Origin of the sequence: Nocardia coffeae (assembly GCF_019890715.1) — a bacterium.
GTDB lineage: Bacteria > Actinomycetota > Actinomycetes > Mycobacteriales > Mycobacteriaceae > Nocardia > Nocardia jiangxiensis.
Genome location: NZ_JAINZY010000016.1, coordinates 185,502 through 202,907 on the forward strand (window position 1 = coordinate 185,502; position 17,406 = coordinate 202,907).

At 67.4% G+C, this 17,406-nt stretch carries 19 protein-coding genes and 1 pseudogene; 11 read left to right on the forward strand and 9 right to left on the reverse strand.

Going from position 1 to position 17,406, the window contains the following annotated elements; all coding sequences use genetic code 11:
* Positions 1-10: 10 nt before the first annotated feature.
* Positions 11-856, forward strand: a complete 846-nt coding sequence (locus tag K7711_RS39510; RefSeq protein ID WP_222976647.1) for a lytic transglycosylase domain-containing protein — start codon at positions 11-13, stop codon at positions 854-856.
* Positions 857-1,087: 231 nt separating this feature from the next.
* Positions 1,088-2,224: an Mrp/NBP35 family ATP-binding protein gene (locus K7711_RS39515; protein ID WP_222976649.1), complete on the forward strand. Its 1,137-nt coding sequence runs from the start codon at positions 1,088-1,090 to the stop codon at positions 2,222-2,224.
* 34 nt (positions 2,225-2,258) lie between these two features.
* On the opposite strand, the gene K7711_RS39520 is transcribed toward K7711_RS39515, so the two are convergent.
* Together K7711_RS39520 and K7711_RS39525 are read right to left on the reverse strand one after the other, a co-directional pair.
* The gene (locus K7711_RS39520) at positions 2,259-3,185 is read right to left on the reverse strand and encodes an aminoglycoside phosphotransferase family protein (RefSeq protein ID WP_222976651.1); all 927 of its coding nucleotides are present in this window, start codon (positions 3,183-3,185) and stop codon (positions 2,259-2,261) included.
* 82 nt (positions 3,186-3,267) lie between these two features.
* On the reverse strand, positions 3,268-4,554 hold the full coding sequence (locus K7711_RS39525) for an NsdA family TPR-like regulatory protein (protein WP_222976653.1): 1,287 nt from the start codon (positions 4,552-4,554) through the stop codon (positions 3,268-3,270).
* Between the two features lie 240 nt (positions 4,555-4,794).
* On the opposite strand from K7711_RS39525, the gene K7711_RS39530 reads away from it, so the two are divergent.
* From K7711_RS39530 to K7711_RS39550, 5 genes and pseudogenes are all read left to right on the forward strand, one after another.
* Complete coding sequence (locus K7711_RS39530; RefSeq protein ID WP_157186432.1) at positions 4,795-4,983, forward strand: hypothetical protein; 189 nt, start codon at positions 4,795-4,797, stop codon at positions 4,981-4,983.
* A gap of 156 nt (positions 4,984-5,139) precedes the next feature.
* Positions 5,140-5,406: pseudogene (locus tag K7711_RS39535) on the forward strand (DivIVA domain-containing protein); the annotation flags it as partial.
* 737 nt (positions 5,407-6,143) lie between these two features.
* Positions 6,144-6,719, forward strand: a complete 576-nt coding sequence (locus K7711_RS39540) for a DNA-3-methyladenine glycosylase I (RefSeq protein ID WP_308015154.1) — start codon at positions 6,144-6,146, stop codon at positions 6,717-6,719.
* A 180-nt stretch (positions 6,720-6,899) separates the two neighbouring features.
* On the forward strand, positions 6,900-7,067 hold the full coding sequence (locus K7711_RS39545; protein ID WP_083895957.1) for a DUF3117 domain-containing protein: 168 nt from the start codon (positions 6,900-6,902) through the stop codon (positions 7,065-7,067).
* Positions 7,068-7,088: 21 nt separating this feature from the next.
* The gene (locus K7711_RS39550) at positions 7,089-7,940 is read left to right on the forward strand and encodes a putative RNA methyltransferase (protein ID WP_222976766.1); all 852 of its coding nucleotides are present in this window, start codon (positions 7,089-7,091) and stop codon (positions 7,938-7,940) included.
* 6 nt (positions 7,941-7,946) lie between these two features.
* Here the strand turns inward: K7711_RS39550 and glgA are convergent, their stop codons facing one another.
* On the reverse strand, positions 7,947-9,101 hold the full coding sequence (glgA, locus tag K7711_RS39555; protein WP_222976768.1) for a glycogen synthase: 1,155 nt from the start codon (positions 9,099-9,101) through the stop codon (positions 7,947-7,949).
* 204 nt (positions 9,102-9,305) lie between these two features.
* Between glgA and glgC the strand changes: the two genes are divergently transcribed.
* A complete protein-coding gene (gene glgC, locus K7711_RS39560) occupies positions 9,306-10,520 on the forward strand; it encodes a glucose-1-phosphate adenylyltransferase (RefSeq protein WP_222976655.1) in 1,215 nt (404 codons plus the stop codon).
* 32 nt (positions 10,521-10,552) lie between these two features.
* Here glgC and K7711_RS39565 read toward each other — a convergent pair whose 3' ends face one another.
* Positions 10,553-11,698 (reverse strand): NsdA family TPR-like regulatory protein, encoded by a 1,146-nt coding sequence (locus tag K7711_RS39565; protein WP_222976657.1) that lies wholly within the window; start codon positions 11,696-11,698, stop codon positions 10,553-10,555.
* Between the two features lie 252 nt (positions 11,699-11,950).
* On the opposite strand from K7711_RS39565, the gene K7711_RS39570 reads away from it, so the two are divergent.
* Positions 11,951-12,271, forward strand: coding sequence for a hypothetical protein (locus tag K7711_RS39570; RefSeq protein WP_222976659.1), 321 nt, complete (start codon positions 11,951-11,953; stop codon positions 12,269-12,271).
* 229 nt (positions 12,272-12,500) lie between these two features.
* On the forward strand, positions 12,501-13,292 hold the full coding sequence (locus tag K7711_RS39575; protein WP_222976661.1) for an SAM-dependent methyltransferase: 792 nt from the start codon (positions 12,501-12,503) through the stop codon (positions 13,290-13,292).
* Between the two features lie 36 nt (positions 13,293-13,328).
* Here K7711_RS39575 and K7711_RS39580 read toward each other — a convergent pair whose 3' ends face one another.
* The 3 genes from K7711_RS39580 to K7711_RS39590 are packed head-to-tail and all read right to left on the reverse strand — an operon-like array spanning position 13,329 to position 16,150.
* Entirely contained in the window at positions 13,329-14,534 is a 1,206-nt protein-coding gene (locus K7711_RS39580) for a cytochrome P450 (protein ID WP_222976663.1), read from the reverse strand.
* Positions 14,535-14,568: 34 nt separating this feature from the next.
* Entirely contained in the window at positions 14,569-15,930 is a 1,362-nt protein-coding gene (locus K7711_RS39585; RefSeq protein ID WP_235748473.1) for an NAD(P)/FAD-dependent oxidoreductase, read from the reverse strand.
* Positions 15,920-16,150: a ferredoxin gene (locus tag K7711_RS39590; protein WP_222976665.1), complete on the reverse strand. Its 231-nt coding sequence runs from the start codon at positions 16,148-16,150 to the stop codon at positions 15,920-15,922. The genes K7711_RS39585 and K7711_RS39590 overlap by 11 nt, the downstream gene beginning before the upstream one ends.
* Before the next feature lie 134 nt (positions 16,151-16,284).
* Between K7711_RS39590 and K7711_RS39595 the strand changes: the two genes are divergently transcribed.
* Positions 16,285-16,755 carry a winged helix-turn-helix transcriptional regulator gene (locus K7711_RS39595; protein WP_222976667.1) on the forward strand — a complete coding sequence of 157 codons (471 nt, stop codon included), beginning with the start codon at positions 16,285-16,287 and terminating at the stop codon, positions 16,753-16,755.
* Here K7711_RS39595 and K7711_RS39600 read toward each other — a convergent pair.
* Both K7711_RS39600 and K7711_RS39605 read right to left on the reverse strand, forming a co-directional pair.
* A complete protein-coding gene (locus K7711_RS39600; RefSeq protein WP_040827585.1) occupies positions 16,752-16,979 on the reverse strand; it encodes a hypothetical protein in 228 nt (75 codons plus the stop codon). The genes K7711_RS39595 and K7711_RS39600 overlap by 4 nt on opposite strands.
* Before the next feature lie 97 nt (positions 16,980-17,076).
* Positions 17,077-17,313, reverse strand: coding sequence for a hypothetical protein (locus tag K7711_RS39605; RefSeq protein WP_235748474.1), 237 nt, complete (start codon positions 17,311-17,313; stop codon positions 17,077-17,079).
* Between the last annotated feature and the right edge of the window lie 93 nt (positions 17,314-17,406).

Consider the following 17,406-nt stretch of genomic DNA (forward strand, 5'->3'; position numbering starts at 1 on the left):
TCACCACACAGTGGGACGTCACCGCAAGCAGCCGGAGCCAGTATTCCGGCGCGGATCTGTTATCGCGTTGGCTGGTCTCGTCCCCGCAGGGGTCGTGACGGTCAGCACCGCCTCCGCCTCGGAGCTGAACACCGGAGAGTTCGTGGCCTTGTCGGCGGCGCAACACAATTCGGGCGCACAGCAGGCCCAGGCCGCCACCGCCGCAGCGGTCTCCGAGGAGACCATGCACCTGGCGAAGCACCCCGGGCCGCCGGTCGTGGAATCGGTTGCGCTGCCGGAGAATCGGGCCCAGGCGCAGGGTCCGGCCGGTCCGCTGGGCATACCCGGCGTGGCCTACGCCGCCTACCAGAACGCCGAGCACATCCTGGCCCAGGAGGATCCGAACTGCCACATGCCGTGGTCGATGCTGGCCGGTATCGGTCAGATCGAATCGCATCAGGCGTACGGCAAGCTCGACGCCGACGGCAATCCGATCGAGCCGATCTACGGTCCGGTCCTGGACGGCAGCCTCTACGGCAACAACGTCGTCCCGGAGACCGACGGCGGCGCACTGGACGGTATGACGAGCTACGCCCGCGCGGTCGGCCCCATGCAGTTCCTGCCCGACACCTACCGCAAGTACGCGGGCGATGCCCGCGGCGACGGCATCTCCGATCCGCAGAACATCTACGACGCCTCGCTGACCGCGGGCAAGTATCTGTGCGAGGGCGGGCTGGACATGCGGGATCTGTCCCAGCAGTCGCGGGCCATCATGCGCTACAACAACTCGATGGCCTACGTCGCGAACGTCATGGCCTGGGAGACCGCCTACCGCACCGGCGTCACCCCGCACGCCGCGGACCTGCCCACCATCTGACACAGCCGACGAGTTCGGCCGTCCGCGCCGGTCTAGACGCGGACGCGGACGCCAACAACACGGCTCGCGCCCCGTCTCGTCGTTCGGACGCGTGGCGGGTGCGAGGAACGAGTGCCCGACACGGGGCCGAACGGCGAGACTCCAGGGGCCGCGAACCCGCCGCAGCGAAGCGGAGGCCAAAGGTAGAGCAGCGAAGCGGAGGCCAAAAATACAGTCGCTAGACTCGGGCTCATGCCAGTGGTTACGGAATCGGATGTGCGGGGCGCCCTCGCGAAGGTGATCGACCCGGAGATTCGCAAGCCGATCACCGAACTGGGCATGGTCAAGGACGTTCGGGTCGGTGACGACGGCAGGGTCGACGTCGAGATCTACCTGACCACCGCCGCCTGCCCGCTGCGCACCGAGATCAGCGATCGGGTCTCCCGCGCGGTCGCCGATGTGCCCGGCGCGGGTGCGGTCACCGTGGAGCTCGACGTGATGAACGACGAGCAGCGCACCGAACTGCGCAAGCAGTTGCGCGGCGATGCCGCCGAACCGGTGATCCCGTTCGCCCAGCCCGGTTCGCTGACCCGCGTCTACGCGGTCGCCTCCGGTAAGGGCGGGGTCGGAAAGTCCAGTGTCACCGTCAATCTCGCGGCCGCGATGGCCGCGCGTGGTCTGTCGGTGGGCGTGCTGGACGCGGACATCTACGGCCATTCGGTACCTCGCATGCTCGGCACCGATCAGCGGCCCACCCAGGTCGAGCGGATGATCATGCCGCCGGTCTCGCACGAGGTGAAGGTCATCTCGATCGCGATGTTCACCCAGGGCAATACGCCGGTGGTGTGGCGCGGCCCGATGTTGCATCGCGCGCTGCAGCAGTTCCTCGCCGACGTGTTCTGGGGCGATCTGGACATCCTGCTGCTGGATCTGCCGCCCGGCACCGGTGACGTCGCGATCTCCATCGCCCAGCTCATCCCCAATGCCGAGATCCTGGTGGTGACCACACCTCAACCGGCCGCGGCGGAGGTCGCCGAGCGGGCCGGGGCGATCGCCCTGCAAACCCGTCAGCGCATCGCGGGCGTGGTGGAGAACATGTCCTGGCTGGATCTGCCCGACGGCTCCCGGATGGATCTGTACGGCTCCGGCGGCGGCCAGGACGTCGCCGATCGCCTCACCCAGGCCGTCGGCGCGAACGTCCCTCTCCTGGGCCAGATCCCGATCACCCAGGAACTCCGCGAGGCAGGCGACGAGGGCACCCCCATCGTCCTGAGCTCCCCCGACAACCCGGCCGCCCAGGCCCTGCTCGACATCGCCGAGAAGCTCGCCGTCCGCCGCCGCGGCCTGGCGGGCATGTCCCTGGGCATCGACACCACCCGTAAGCTCTGAGCTTCTTCGGATATCCGATACGAAAGACGCTGAGCTACAGGATGTTCCAACGGGATGGGACACCTGCTCGCAGGGCTGCAATCCGGCGCAGGACCTCTCGGGCACACGGGGTGTCGGGGGCGGATTTGTAGGCGTTGGTGGTGATCATGCGGAGTTCGCGCAGGTCACGAAGCCAGGAGTAGCCGGGCCAGGTGCGGATGTCGAAACCGTAGGCGTGGCAGAACTTCTCGTATTCGGCGGCGGGGTGGGCGAAGCGGCGGCAGTGCACTTCGAGGGTGACCAGATCCCATTCGGGGTGCCCGTATGCCGCACTCTCCCAGTCGCACAGGACGCCGCCGCCGGTGGCCGGGTCCCACAGCATGTTCCGGTGATGGGCGTCGCCGTGGATGAGCCCCGGCGGCAGGACGAAGCTGATTTCGGCGGCGCGGGCGGCCAGGCGGGCTCGTTCGGCCCGCAGCAGGGCGCGGTCCTCGGGGGTCAGGATCCGGCTCGCCGCAATGGATTGCGCGATCCGGGTGAAAGTTCCGGCCAGATGGCGAGCGGGCAGCCATTGCGGTGGGCGGGTGCGCAGCGAATGCAGCATCGACAGGGGTGCGGCGAGATCCGGCGCGGCGATCTCGCGAAATTGCGGCAGGTAACGCCAGAAGGTGATCGCGGAACCGCCGATCTTCATCGGCTGCCGCGCCGGCGCGAGCCCCACCACCGGCACCTGCCTGGCCTGCAACCAGCGCACCAGCGCGACCACGTCGACCGGCGATCGGCCCTGGCAGGGCCGATCGATCTTCACCACCACCGGAGCGCTCACCAACCGGTACACCGCATTGGTGTGATGTCGCATCAGCTGCGCACCAGCGTGATCCAAACCCACCGCACGGCAGGCGTGTTCGAGTATCGACAGGGTCCGCTCCGGAGTGAACGCCGGGGCGGCAACCGGTTCGGCCGGTTCGAACGTCGTGATCACCGCGGACCCCTTCCTTCGAAGACCACCGAATGCCACAGTGCGTCGACGGAATCGAATCCGCGAGCAGGACAGAACCGTTCGATCACTGCGCGACCTCCGCTCGGACGGAAACCAGATGCCGCAGCTCGTCCACCTGACGACGCCCGCGGCCGCGTTCCCCGATGGCGTCCACCACCGCGGCCGCCCGGGTCAGCACGATCGTGGTGCGATGTTCCGGCGGCAACGTGGTCAGCACCTGCGCGGCCAGCTCGCACGCCTCGTCCACCGCGCCGTCGACCGCATAGCCGATCGCAGTGTCGAGTTCGATGAGCGCGGGATCGACCACCACGTCCGGACTCATCCGATACAGCTGCAACGCCTGCTCCTGCACCCGCCGCGCCGCATCGGTACGCCCGAGATTGGTCAGAATGCCGGATTGGTAGAGCAGCAAACGCTTTTCACCGAATCGGAACGCCTCGTCGGTGGCGGTGTCACCGAGTTCGGCGGTCCGGTGCACCGCCCGCGTCAGCGCCAGGTCCGCACCTGCGGTATCGCCCAGCCGGGCCAGCGCCCGCGCCTCGGCGGCGGCCGCCAGAGCCGTTGCGTCATCGGCGGTTTCGGGCAACTGCGCCTGCGCGGCCCGAGCGAGCACCACCGCCTGCTCGGGACTGCCGTAGTAGTACGGCAGCATCGCGTGCTGGGCGCGCACCTGGGCCCGCAAGCGCAGGTTGGCGGTGTCGTCGGCGGCCATGCGCGCGGTGCCGTACCAGAAGTTCGCCCGTTCGATCTGGCCGAGTTTCATCAGCGCGTCCGCGATCAGCAGGCCCAGGACCGCGGTGACCTCCGAGAGCCGGGATTGGATTGCCGCGGGCTGACGTTGGGTCGCGACCGCCTGGACCTCGAGCACGTCCGGCAGGACCGTGGCCAGTACCTGCGCGGGCGGGGTGCGGGTGTAGGCCAGCACGCGTCCGGCGGCCCGCTCCTCCATCAGATCCACCATCACCGGGCCGACCGTGCAGGCGGCCACGGTCCGGTCGACCAGCGCGCGAGCGTCGTCGAGCCGGGTGAGCAGCGTCGCGTCGTAGCCGGGAGCGGGCACGATCGGCGCGGTGGTGCGGCGGGCGGGCAGACGGCGTGCGCCGAGCGTCATCTCGCCTTCGGCGAGGATCTGCTCGAACCGCTCGCGAACATCCGGCCCTACCTGCACCAGCAGGGTGTCGAGTAGCTCCTGGGTGAGCGGGCGCGGGGTGACCGCACTCAAGCCCGCGCGCCAATTGGCGACCGTCGTCATCTCGACGCCGAGATGGGCTGCGAACTCCCGCACGGACTTTCGCGTAGCCTCCTGCAGCGCCACTGCTTCGAAGCCGGTCCACGGCCGACCCAACACCATGGGGAGTCCTGTTGTGAGTGTGTGTTAATTCTGTGTTTCGAACCTTCATGCCAACAGTAGGCCAACACCAACGCCAACACTGCGCGATTTCGCATCGGTACGGAAACGACGAAAGTAGTTGGGGCACCCGGCGTCGAGCGTCACCTTCACAGCCGGAGTCATCGCGCACCGTGGTCGGCGATCCTGAGAACCACGGCGGAGCGGCGCCGGGTGCGTCCACTCGCCCAGGAGGTATCTCCCATGAACACACCGTCTTCCGGTACCCGGGACATGTGGTTGATGAACAGCCGTGACTGTTCGCACGAGCCCGTCGATCTCACCGACGAGCTGGCGCGATTCATCCTGGCCGTACACGCCGGGCACGGCGGCGGCTGCCGGCAGTATCTGGCCGCTTCCGCCTACTGTTTCCGGCGCACCGGCGAAAGGTGAACCGGCGGTTCGTGATCCGCGTCCATCGGGCCGCTGGGCGGGGAACCGGCCGGATGGGCCGGTCACCGGCCCGCGGCTCCCGACGCGATCGGGACTCGCTCCGGACCGCCGACGGCAGCGTCGCTCCTGTCGGCGCCGCCCCCTATTCTCGAACGCATGCTCACGATGCTGCTGTACGTGCTGATCGTCGGATTGGTCGCCGCGCTGCTGTTCCTGGTCGCGAGCGCGGTGTTCGGGCGCGCGGAGGAACTGGGTCCGCTGCCCGAGGGAACGACCGAGACCGTGCTGCCGGCCCACGACATCAGCGGCGCCGACGTCCGAGATCTGCGCTTCCAGCAGGTTTTCCGGGGATACAAGGCGGGTGAGGTGGATTGGGCACTGGCCCGGCTCGCCGCCCGCATCGACGAACTGGAAGCGCAGCTCGCCCAGGCGCACAGCGAATCACCACAGCGTCCCGAGGGAACCGAGCCCACGGAGCAGACCGGCTCCGGCGCGTGGACCGGCGCCCACCCGGCCACCGGGACGTCGCAGCCGCACGGCGAGTCCAGGATCGAACGCCCCGGCAATACCCAGGGCAGCGAATCGACCGAGCAGAGCGGCGAAACGCCGAACGACACGCCCGGTCGAAACGACGGAATGCAATCGTCGCTGGCCGGACTGACAATCGGCTACCTGCCCACCGCACCCGGGAACGTAATAGGACAGATTCCCTGGCACGACCCGGCCGAGACCGGCCCGTGGGAACCCCCGGCCGTCGGGAACGGCACGGGCCCGCTCCCCGCCACACCACCCCCACCGGGCAGCCCCGTCACCGCGACACCCGCATCCGGCGCGGTACCGGCCGTCGCCGCAGCACCGCAACCGGGCAGCCCGTTCATGGCGCCGCCGGCCGCTGCCCCCGCCGGACCACCGCAACCGAGCGTCCCGTTCGTCGCCACATCGCCCCCTGGCACAGCCGGACCGGACGGCTATCCGGTCGCGCCGGGCGCGTACACCGGCGGACAACCCGCATTCGACCAGTCCGCGGGCTTTCCACCGCCGACAGCCCCGGCAACCGGCAGCCTGTCGCTCCCACCGGTCGCCCCGACACCCGCCCAGCCCCCGCACAACCAGCCCGTTCCGTGGCCCGGCCAGCCCGGACAGACCACAGGGGGGCAGCTGTGAGTACCGACGGGCCCGTGACACCCGACGGCCGGGTGCGCTGCGGCTGGGCCGAATCCTCGCAGCTCTATCGGGATTATCACGACCAGGAATGGGGTCGTCCGCTGCACGGTGACGACGCCATGTTCGAGCGGATGAGTCTCGAAGCGTTCCAGTCGGGGCTGTCCTGGATCACGATCCTGCGCAAGCGTCCGGCCTTCCGATCGGCCTTCGCCGGATTCTCGATCGAACGGGTCGCCGAATTCGGCGACGCGGATGTGGAACGGCTGCTGGCGGATCAGGGCATCGTGCGCAATCGCGCCAAGGTCGTGTCGTGCATCGCAAACGCAAAAGTTGCCCGTGAGCTGGACACTAGTCTGGACAAGTTGATCTGGTCCTTCGCCCCGGCGCCGCGTAAGCGCCCGCGCACGCTATCCGATGTGCCCGCCGTCACATCCGAATCGACCGCTCTCGCAAAGGAACTCAAGCGACGCGGGTTCCGCTTCGTCGGTCCGACAACGGCATATGCGCTGATGCAGGCGACCGGGATGGTCAACGATCATCTGGCCGATTGCTGGGTTGACGCGCGCGCGTGAGTACACGCCCGGCTGGTCGGTTTTGGAACTCCGGTACCCGCCCAGTTCCGCAATAGGGAAGAATGGGCCTGGTGTAGCCCCTCGTCGCGGCGATCGCTGCTTCGGCGGGCTACCTGTTGGTAACAACACGAGTTCCAAGAAAGTGCGCAGAAGACCGCGCGGATCTGGAGGGAGCAGAGGATGGCGGCCATGAAGCCCCGCACCGGGGATGGTCCCCTCGAGGCAACCAAGGAAGGGCGTGGAATCGTCATGCGGGTTCCACTCGAGGGTGGCGGGCGTTTGGTCGTCGAGCTCACGCCCGACGAGGCGGCGGCTCTGGGCAAAGAGCTCACCCAAGTCACGAGTTAGTCGCTCGACTCGCCCGAAGTGGTGAATCCGGCGGCACAGCTCGCCACGGTCGCGTTCTTGCTGGCCTGTCCCGAATGCGGTGACGTTCTGGCCGTGCGCGATCGTTCATTGTTCTGCGCGCGCGGACATGGTTTCGATATCGCCCGGCAGGGATATGTCAGCTTGCTGACGGGTGCGTCGACGAAAATGTCCGGCGATACCGCGGCCATGCTCGACGCACGGGCCGCCTTTCAGGATGCGCGCCATTTCGCACCCATTGCCGATGCGGTGGCCGACGCCGTTCACCGGGACGACCCACCGTCCCCGTTCTCGATTCTCGAGATCGGCGCCGGCACCGGGTATTACCTCGCCGCGGCATTGGACGCCGCGCCGGATGCGTACGGGATCGCCTTGGACGTGTCCAAGCCCGCCGCCCGGCGCGGCGCCCGCGCACACCCCCGCGCCGCCTCGATCCTCGCCGACGCCTGGCGCGGCCTGCCGATCGGGACCGGCCGGATCGATCACGCACTGTCGGTGTTCGCACCCCGCAACGCCGACGAGATCGCCCGAACACTCACCCCGAACGGTCTGGTCACGGTGGTCACCCCGACGCCGCGCCACCTGTCCGAGCTGATCGAGCCGCTGGCCATGATCGGCGTGGACACCGCCAAGGACGATCGCCTCGCCGAGACGATGTCGGCGCACTTCACCCTCCGTGACCGCGACGTCGTGGAGTACTCGATGAAACTCACCCACGACGACATCGCCGCGGTCGCCGCCATGGGCCCCTCGGCCCATCACGCCGCCGAGCAGCGTGCTCAGCGGATCGCCGCGCTGCCCGACATCGTCCGGGTGACGGCCTCGGTCACGGTCTCGACCTTCGGCCGGGCGTGAGCGAGATCAGTTCTTGCGGATGCGTTCGTAGAGTTGCACGGTGCGCTCGGCGACCTGCGCCCAGTCGAATTCGGCGACAGCGCGGGCGCGTCCGGCGACGCCCAGGGATTCGGCGAGTTGCGCATCACCGGCGACGGCATTGACCGCCTCGGCCAGATCGTGTTCGAAATCCACGGGCTTCTCGCTGTCGTAGTGCGCGAGCCGTCCGGTCGCCTCGGACACGACCTCCGGGATGCCGCCGACGTCCGATGCGACGACGGCCGTACCGCAGGCCATCGCCTCCAGATTGACGATGCCCAGCGGCTCGTACACCGAGGGGCACACGAATACCGCCGAGGCCGCCAGGATCTGGCGCACCTGTTCGGACGGCAGCATCTCGCGCACCCAGAACACTCCCCCGCGACGTTCGGCCAGATCCGCCACCGCCGCCGACACCTCGACCTCGAGCTGCGGTGTGTCGGGCGCACCGGCGCACAGGACGAGCTGAATTCCGGGATCGAAATCGCGGGCGGCGGCGAGCAGATGGCCGACGCCCTTCTGCCGGGTGATCCGCCCGACGAACGAGACGATCGGCAGATCCCTGCGCACCCCGAGCTCGTCCAGCACGTCGCGGGCCTCGGGGACCGGACCGCCGGGATGCCAGACCTGTGCGTCGATTCCGTTGTGCACCACGTGAACCCGGTCCGGATCGATGGACGGATAGGCGTCCAGCACGTCGTGCCGCATGCCAGCGCTGACGGCGATGATCGCGTCGGCGTACTCCATCGCGTTGCGCTCGGACCAGGAGGACAACCGGTATCCGCCGCCGAGCTGCTCGGCCTTCCACGGCCGCCGCGGTTCGAGCGAATGTGCCGTCAGCACATGCGGAATCCCGTGCAGCGTGGCGGCCAGATGTCCGGCCAGGCCGGTGTACCAGGTGTGCGAGTGAACCACGTCGACGCCGTCGGCGGCATCGGCCATCCGCAGTTGCGCCGACATCATCTGCAGGGCGGAATTGGCCGCGTACAGCATGGGATCGGGTTGATGCACCACCGCGTCGTCGCGCGGGATACCCATACAGTGCACCGTCACATCGCACAGCCGTCGCAGTTTCGCGGTCAGCTGCGTGACGTGCACCCCGGCGCCGCCGTACACCTCGGGCGGATATTCACGAGTCATCATCGCGACCCGGAGACGGTCGCGTTCCTGGGGATCGCTACCGCTCACGGCTGCGCCTCGCTGGCGCTCGGCTCCGCCGTACGCGGGCCGCGCTGTGTTGATGGTTCACTCGCAAGCTCGCTCACTACACGGGAACTCACCGGTCCAACCTAATCGTTCACCTTCGCCATCACCACCCGTCCACTCCTCGGGCGGTAAGTTGGACTCGTGAGGAGCCAGCCGCACGTACTAGGGATCGTGCTCGCCGGTGGTGAGGGCAAGCGCCTGTTCCCGCTCACCAAGGACCGCGCCAAACCCGCGGTCCCGTTCGGGGGTGCGTACCGGCTGATCGATTTCGTCCTGTCCAATCTGGTCAATGCCGGATATCTGCGGATATGCGTTCTCACCCAGTACAAGTCGCATTCGCTGGATCGGCACATCTCGCAGACCTGGCGGCTGTCCGGATTCGGCGGCGAGTACATCACCCCGGTGCCCGCGCAGCAGCGCCTGGGACCGCGCTGGTACACCGGCAGCGCCGACGCGATCATGCAGTCGCTCAACCTGATCTACGACGAGGATCCCGATTACATCGTGGTGTTCGGCGCCGATCACGTGTATCGGATGGACCCCGAACAGTTGGTGGCGCATCACATCGATTCCGGCGCCGGGGTGACCGTGGCCGGAATCCGGGTGCCGCGCAGTGAGGCGAGTGCGTTCGGCTGCATCGATTCCGACGAATCGGGCCGGATCACGCAATTCCTGGAGAAACCGGCTCATCCGCCCGGCATTCCGGACGATCCGAATATGACCTTCGCCTCGATGGGCAATTACGTGTTCACCACCAAGACGCTGGTGGACGCGATCCGCGCCGACGCCGAGGATTCGGATTCCGATCACGACATGGGCGGCGACATCATCCCGACCCTGGTCTCCCAGGGCGAGGCGAGCGTCTACGACTTCGCCGAGAACGACGTCCCCGGCTCCACCGACCGCGACCGCGGTTACTGGCGCGACGTGGGCACCATCGACGCCTTCTACGACGCCCACATGGACCTGGTCTCGGTACACCCCGTCTTCAACCTCTACAACCGCCACTGGCCCATCCGCGGCGCCGCGGAAAATCTCCCACCCGCCAAATTCGCTCAGGGCGGCCTGGCCCAGGAATCCATCGTCGGCTCCGGCAGCATCCTGTCCGCCGCCACCGTCCGCAATTCGGTACTCAGCTCGAACGTTTTCGTCGAGGACGGCGCGACCGTCGAGGGCAGCGTGCTGCTACCCGGCGTCCGGGTGGGCCGTGGCGCGGTGGTACGTCGCGCGATCCTGGACAAGAACGTCATGGTGGGCGAGGGCGAGATCATCGGCGTCGACCTGGAACGGGACCGCCAGCGTTTCGCGGTGAGCCACGGCGGTGTGGTGACCGTCGGCAAAGGTATTTGGGTGTAGGCGAATTCGCCCACACCGATAACCACCCGAATTCAGCAGGTGCGAGTCAACTCGTCCAGTTGGTCGAAATACCAACGCATCCAATCCGATTCACGAGTCTCCCGATCGAGTCCCGCCAAGCCCGCGGACAATGTGTCGATCGCCTTGCGCCGATAGGTCCGCCGCCCGGATTCGGCGAGGTATTTGTACGCCAAACCGCGTTGCAGCACAAGCAGATCCGTGCTGTGGAAGTACAACCACGGCGGAATGCGCTCGGGATCGACGGTAGCCGACACCGCATAGTCATCGGCCTGATCGAGTTTGCGCTCGGTCTCCTCGGCCTCCCCGACGAGCGCATGACCGCGCGCTTGCTGCTGCGCCGCCACCGCCAGCACCGCCGGGGATGCCCGCCCGTACCGACCGGCCGCTTCCGACAGGCCGATCATCGGACCGAATTCGTCCTGAGTCCAAGCCCGATGCCCTTTCACACCGAGCGTTGTCGAGATCAGGTCCGGATCGTCCAACTCGACGGACCATTCCAGCATCCGATCCTGCACGGTCCGCGCGATCGTATGCCGCTTGGTCGTCGTGTTCAGCCAGCCCGACATCTGCAACCACTGCGCGCCGATATTCAGCACAGCGGGCCGAATCGAACCGCGCGCTTCCCTTACGAGCCGCTCGACGGTGATCACGGTCCCGTTCACGGCGGGAAGAACCGATTCCGACCCCAGCGAATCATCGAGCTTACGTATGGCCGCCAACACAACGGACAGTTCGTCCAACGCCGTCCGATCGACCTGCCTCGGATGTGCGGCAACGTAGGCCAATCGGTCGGCATCAATGCCCTCGCGATCGTTCCGAAGCCGGTCGCCGATCCCGACCGACGAAATAGCCGAGCAGATATCGGTTTTCACGGGTCGTCGTGAGTTCCCCGGATGACGCCGCCGCCAGACCTGTTCCCCCTCGGCAAGGATCTGCTCGAATCGAATTCGGTCGTCCGGCGTGGCTCGCTGATCCAGCGTCGTATCGAGAATCTCCTGCATCCGGGGCCGGGGATGGACAGCACCGAGTCCACTACGCCAGTTGGCGATCGTCGTCGTATCGATCCCCAACAGAGCCGCGTACTCACGGATCGACTTGCGCATGGCCTCCTGTAGCGCCACCGCTTCGAAACCGGTCCAGGCCCGCCCTCTGACCATTCCCCTACCTACGTTTCCAGCTCACGAACCGGCACATACGCACGCTTCCCCTACGGTATCCCACCACTATGCCATCACATGCGGAAACCCTTGTGCGACAGCCTTGAAGCGGTGTCCGGCGGCGCGGCACACCGTATTTCTTCTCGTCGTCACACATCCGACACGTGAAAGGACGTCACCGACATGTTCCCGAAGAACCGAGATTGGACTGTCCCCATTGCTATTTCGTACCTGAGGCGTGATATATCGAAGTTGAACCAGACCTGGCACGAGAATCAGTTGCGGTCGCTGGCAAAACGATTCGGCTACGTACATTCGAAAACGATCGTCTTCGGTCATGCCGATCCGGACCGCATGGCACGCCTCCTACACGAGGCCCACCGCGCCGACGCGGAAGCGATCTTCACCCCGACTCTCGCTCACCTGGACGTCACCGACCTCGACACCCTCCTGGCCGACGCCGCTCAATCGGGCATCCACAGCATCATCACCTGGAATCCCCTGTTCACCCACCAGCTCGACAGCCGAGAACCCCGCTCCCACAACCTCCGCCGCGGAAATAGTCCCGAGTGACCGGCCGATTCCGTCATCGAGCGCCACCGACGCTCCGGAACGTCGAGCGCCGCTGGAGCGAACAGGCCACGCCCGCAACAGATTCCACCGCATCGGCTGTGGTTGATCGAATAGTCGGTACCCGCATCGGAATTCCAGTGCGTCTACAGGTGTCACGGAATCAATTGGCGCTGTTGCGAAGTGGCGTCGCACTGGCCGAGTTACCCTGCGGCTGCCAAGATTGACGACTGTGGATATCGATAGGAGCAAGCCGCACATCGCGCGCATGTACGACTGGTATCTCGGCGGCGAGAACAACTACGAGGCCGACCGGGAACACGCCGCGCGGGTGGAGACGGCCTTCCCATCGGTCGGTCTCGCCGCACGGGTGAATCGCGCGTTCATGCATCGCGCGACGCGCTGGCTGGCCTCTCGGGGAATCCGCCAGTTTCTCGATCTCGGCAGCGGGATTCCGACCGAGCCGAATCTCCACCAGGTCGCACAAGCCGCAGCGGCCGAGTCGCGGGTTGTGTACGTCGACAATGATCCGACGGTGCTGACACACGCTCGAACGTTGCTGATCAGCAGTCAGGAGGGCCGCACCGCATTTGTCGACGCCGATGTCAGGGCACCGCAGGCGATCCTGGACGCCGACGCCCTGCGCACCACGCTGGACCTGTCCAGCCCGGTGGCGGTAAGCCTGACGGCGTTGCTGCACTTCATCCCCGACGGCCAGCATCCGAACGAGATCCTCGGAACTCTGATGGACGCGGTCCCGTCCGGCAGTTACCTGGTGCTGACCCAGGCGACAGCGGACTTCGATCCGGACGCCTTCGCCAGAATCGAGCAGATCTACGCGTCCGGTGGCATCGACGCCCGATTCCGGACACGGGCCGAGTTCGAGGGATTCTTCACCGGGTTGGAGCTGGCGGACCCCGGTATCGAAGTGCCGCACCGATGGCACCCGGAGACACCGAGCGCGGAAGGCGACGATCTGGACGCGCAGGTGTCGTTCTACGCGGGTGTGGCGCGCAAACCGTAGCGCCGCCCTCCGGCTCCCGAACCGAATGTCACACGGTCAGTGCAGGATTCGATCGACCTCGACCCACAGGTGCCGGGGACCGCGCAGGGTTGCGGCGGGTCGGTAGGGCGGCGGGTCGACTACCAGGCGGGGGTTGTCGAGGCGGCGGACCAGTTCCGGGAGGACTATCTGGGCTTCCATGCGGGCGAGAGGGGCACCGATGCAGTAGTGGATGCCGCCACCGAAACCGAAGTGCTCGTTGGGGATTCGGTCGGGGATGAAGCTGTCCGGGTCGGTGAAATGGCGGGGATCGCGGTTGCCTGCGGCCAGCAGCAGGACCACAGTCGCGCCGCGGGGGATGGTGGCGCCGCCGATCTCGATATCGGCCAGGGTGGCACGGTAGCGGAACTGGACCGACGGCTCGTAGCGCACGATCTCCTCGATCATCGGCACGACCAGTTCGGGATCGTTGCGGAAGCGCGCCAGGACATCCGGGTGACGTAGCAGGGTGAGCATTCCGTTGGTGAGGAGGTTGACCGTGGTCTCGTGACCGGCGATCAGCAGCAGGCGCGTGGTGATCACCAGATCCTCGCCGGTCAGCGACTCACTGCGCGCGCCGCCGGAGATCAGGCCGGAGATCAGGTCGGATCCGGGGCGTTGCGCTCGCTGCGCGGTCAGCTCCGCGAGGTACGCGGTCAGCTCGGTCGAGGCGTGCGCGATGGCGTCGCGCTCGGACTGCGACATCGTCGGGTCCAGATCGAGGCCGCGGGCGATCGTGTCGGCCCAGCCGTGGAACCGCGCCTCGTCCCGCTCCGGGATGCCCAGCAGGGCGCAGATCACGGCGACCGGGAGCGGATAGGCGATCTCGTCGACCACATCCACCCTGGTCCTGGATCCGACGGCGTCCAGCAGCCGGTCGGTCATCCGGCGCACATCCGCACGCAGCGATTCGACCACCGCCGGGGTGAACGTGGTCATGACCGCGCGGCGCAGACGGTCGTGATTCGGCGGATCTCGCGTGAGCAACGACTTCTGGACGTCCATGCGCGTCGCGTGGTCCGCGTTGTCCATATCGGAGCTGATGCGCGGATCGTGCAGCAGCGCGGAGATCTCGTCGAAACCACTGACCACCCAGGTGCCGTCGGCCTGCTGGGATACCGGCTGCGCACGCAGCTCGGCGTAGAGCGGATAGGGGTTCGCGCGGTTCTCGGGAGCCAGGACCCGGGCGAACAACTCGGTTCGTGCTGTCGTCGGTGCGGACATCTTTCACCTTCTCGAATACGAATTTCCGCGAAAATTATTGGAGTACAAGGGAATTACTGTCATCATCGGAAGCCCGCAGCTCGACGACCCGGACCGGATCCGGGCCGTCGGAGGCGTTGAGCCGGGGCGGGAAGCTCGCTCGGGCGGCGATCATCGCGGCATAGGCGTCCAGCGCGCGGGGCGTATCGACCGCCAGCGCGCCGACGATCCGGCCACCGCGACCGTAGGCGGCGACAAACGCCCCATCAGCCACCGAACCCTGCACGACGGCAACCTGATCGGCTCGACTCGGCACGCCCACCACCTTGATGTTCACGCCGAACTGGTTGGACCAGAACGTCGGCAGCGCGGTGTGTGCGCGGACCGGTCCGTGCAGCATCGTCGCGGCCGCGACGCGGGCCTGCCGGACCGCGTTGTCCCAGTGCTCCACCGCCAGCGGAGCGTCGTCGAACAGCGGATGCGGCCAGCAGGCGACGTCCCCGGCGACCAGGACGTCGTCGTCGGGGCAGCCGTGGATATCGACCGCGCGACAGTACTGATCGCAGTGCACGCCACGGTCGGTGACCGCGAGGCCGGAGCCGTCCAGCCATTCGACGTTGCGGACCGCGCCCAGTGCGACGACGGCGACCTCGACGTCCAGCGCAGTCCCGTCGGACAGGCGGGCGCGGCAGAGTCGCCCGGCGTCATCGCCCTCCAGCGCCAACACCGACGTGCCGGTGCGCAGGTCCACGCCGTGCCGACGGTGCAACTCGGCGGCCGCGATTCCGGCCGGAACGCCCAGCGCGCCGGTCAACGGGGCTGAGGACCGCTCGACGACGGTGACCTCCAGACCCAGTTCCCGGCAGACGGACGCGGTCTCCGAACCCACGAAACCCGAGCCGATCACCAGCACCCGCCGGGGCCGCGCGGCCAGCCGGACCGCCAGTTCCCGGGCGTCGTCGCGGGTGCGGATCCCGAACACTCCGTCGAGGGCGGCCTCGCCGGCGTCGGGCCAGGACCGGGCGCGCGCGCCGGTGGCGATCAGCAGCTTGTCGTATTCCAGCGAGGCGCCGTCGGCCAGTCGCACCGTCCGGGTCCGCCGGTCCAGGCTCTGTGCCGCGACGCCGAGTCGCCACTGCGCGTGCAGATCTCGCGATCCGGGCAGGCCGGTGTCGTCGGCGGACAGCCGCCCGGACAACACCCGTTTGGACAGGGCGGGCCGATCGTAGGGCGGATGCGGCTCCGCGCCGACGAGCGTGATACGGCCATCGAATCCGTTCTCCCGCAACGCTTCCGCCGCATGCAGCCCGGCCAGGGACGCGCCGGCGATCACGACGTGTTCCGTGTCCGCCGGGCTGTCATCGCACTTGTTGCCGAAGAGTCTTTGTGCGCGTTCGCTTTTCATCTCAGCGGCCATGTCCGCCTCCGACGGTCTCGACCGGGCCCGCGGCAGGCCCGAGCACGATCGCCTGCACCGGGCACGCGGCACGCGCTCGCTCCAGATGCAGCCGCCACTCGTCCGACGGCGCGCTGTCGTACTCCAGAACCTCCTGTCCGGTCAGCTCGAACACCTCCGGCGCGGCGAACACGCACTGCCCGTAGCTCTGGCAGCGCGCCAGATCGACCATCACCCTCATCGCCGCCCCTCCTTTCCCCGAAATGGAATGAGGCACTTCGCGATCCATCGCGACGCCCAGAACTACTATCAATCATGAAGTACATCTTGTCTAGGAGTACTTCTCTGAGAAGAGTATGAGGTATCGTGGTCGCCATGTCGGACAGCTGCGAACCACACCCGGCCGAGGAGGTGTTCAACCTCCTGGGCGAGCGATGGAACAACGCGATCCTGCGTGAGGTCTACTGGGGCGTGCACCGGTTCGGCGCGTTGCAGCGCAGCCTGGGAATCGGCCCCAATACGCTGACCAGCCGCTTGGCAACGCTGGTCGAGCTCGGCCTACTCGAGCGTCACCGCTACCGGCCGGACAAGGACTGGTACGACTACCGGCTCACCGACAGCGCGCGGCAACTCGTGCCCGCCTGGATCGCGCTGACCCAATGGGGCCGCACCCACCTGCACCCCGGCGGATCCGACCGCCGCCGCATCCGGCACACCGGCTGCGGCGAACTGGTGAACCCACAACTGACCTGCGACCACTGCGGAGAGGTCCTCACCGGCCACGACCTCGAGCCCATCGAGCTGTCCGACGAGAAAGCGGCCACGACCGCCCGAACCCGGCGCTAATTCCAGCCCGGCGGAGGCGTGTTCGGCCCGGCGGTGCAGAACGGATAGCACGTGCCGGGAGTCGGGGTGGGCGTCGGAGTCGTGGAGTGACGCCCACCGAACCCACCGGTCACCAGAAGCATGACCAGCAGAGCAACGAAAACGGCGAACCCGAGGACCACGCCGACGAGCACGATCCACCCGCGCGGCAACACCTCGATGAGAATCGCACGCTGGATCACCACTGCTCATCACCCCACAACCGAATCGCACACTGCCCCAATGATATCGGTTCGGGGCGAATCGGGTGGGCGGCAGCTCGAGATCGATCGACGATGCTGGTCAGCTCGGGTGTACGGGTGTGGGGGTGGCGGTGGGGTCGGCCGCGCAGAAGGGGGCGCAGGTGCCGGGGGTGGTCAGGACCGAGGATCGTTGGTCCTTGAAATGGGCGCCGCTGACCAGCAGCAGGACCACGAGCGCGGCGGCTATCACCAGGCAGAAGGCGATCAGGAGTGGGCCGATGAATCCGCCGGGCATGTGCTCGCCGAGTTCGTCCTGGATATCCACGAATTTGGTCATGCTGCAGCACCCCTCGCGACCACTCGACCGGCTGCGCGGCGGTTTTCGACTGGTAGCGATAGGGCGGATGGTGCGCAGGACTCCGAGCGATCC

What these genes read in the sequence shown, in the direction of transcription:
- K7711_RS39585 (WP_235748473.1), bottom strand. Translation starts at nt 15,930, where the DNA reads ATGGCCGCTGAGATGAAAAGCGAACGCGCACAAAGACTCTTCGGCAAC.
- K7711_RS39605 (WP_235748474.1), bottom strand. Translation starts at nt 17,313, where the DNA reads ATGACCAAATTCGTGGATATCCAGGACGAACTCGGCGAGCACATGCCC.
- K7711_RS39545 (WP_083895957.1), top strand. Translation starts at nt 6,900, where the DNA reads ATGGCGGCCATGAAGCCCCGCACCGGGGATGGTCCCCTCGAGGCAACC.
- K7711_RS39590 (WP_222976665.1), bottom strand. Translation starts at nt 16,150, where the DNA reads ATGAGGGTGATGGTCGATCTGGCGCGCTGCCAGAGCTACGGGCAGTGC.
- K7711_RS39595 (WP_222976667.1), top strand. Translation starts at nt 16,285, where the DNA reads ATGTCGGACAGCTGCGAACCACACCCGGCCGAGGAGGTGTTCAACCTC.
- K7711_RS39565 (WP_222976657.1), bottom strand. Translation starts at nt 11,698, where the DNA reads ATGGTCAGAGGGCGGGCCTGGACCGGTTTCGAAGCGGTGGCGCTACAG.
- K7711_RS39525 (WP_222976653.1), bottom strand. Translation starts at nt 4,554, where the DNA reads ATGGTGTTGGGTCGGCCGTGGACCGGCTTCGAAGCAGTGGCGCTGCAG.
- K7711_RS39530 (WP_157186432.1), top strand. Translation starts at nt 4,795, where the DNA reads ATGAACACACCGTCTTCCGGTACCCGGGACATGTGGTTGATGAACAGC.
- K7711_RS39580 (WP_222976663.1), bottom strand. Translation starts at nt 14,534, where the DNA reads ATGTCCGCACCGACGACAGCACGAACCGAGTTGTTCGCCCGGGTCCTG.
- K7711_RS39515 (WP_222976649.1), top strand. Translation starts at nt 1,088, where the DNA reads ATGCCAGTGGTTACGGAATCGGATGTGCGGGGCGCCCTCGCGAAGGTG.
- glgA (WP_222976768.1), bottom strand. Translation starts at nt 9,101, where the DNA reads ATGATGACTCGTGAATATCCGCCCGAGGTGTACGGCGGCGCCGGGGTG.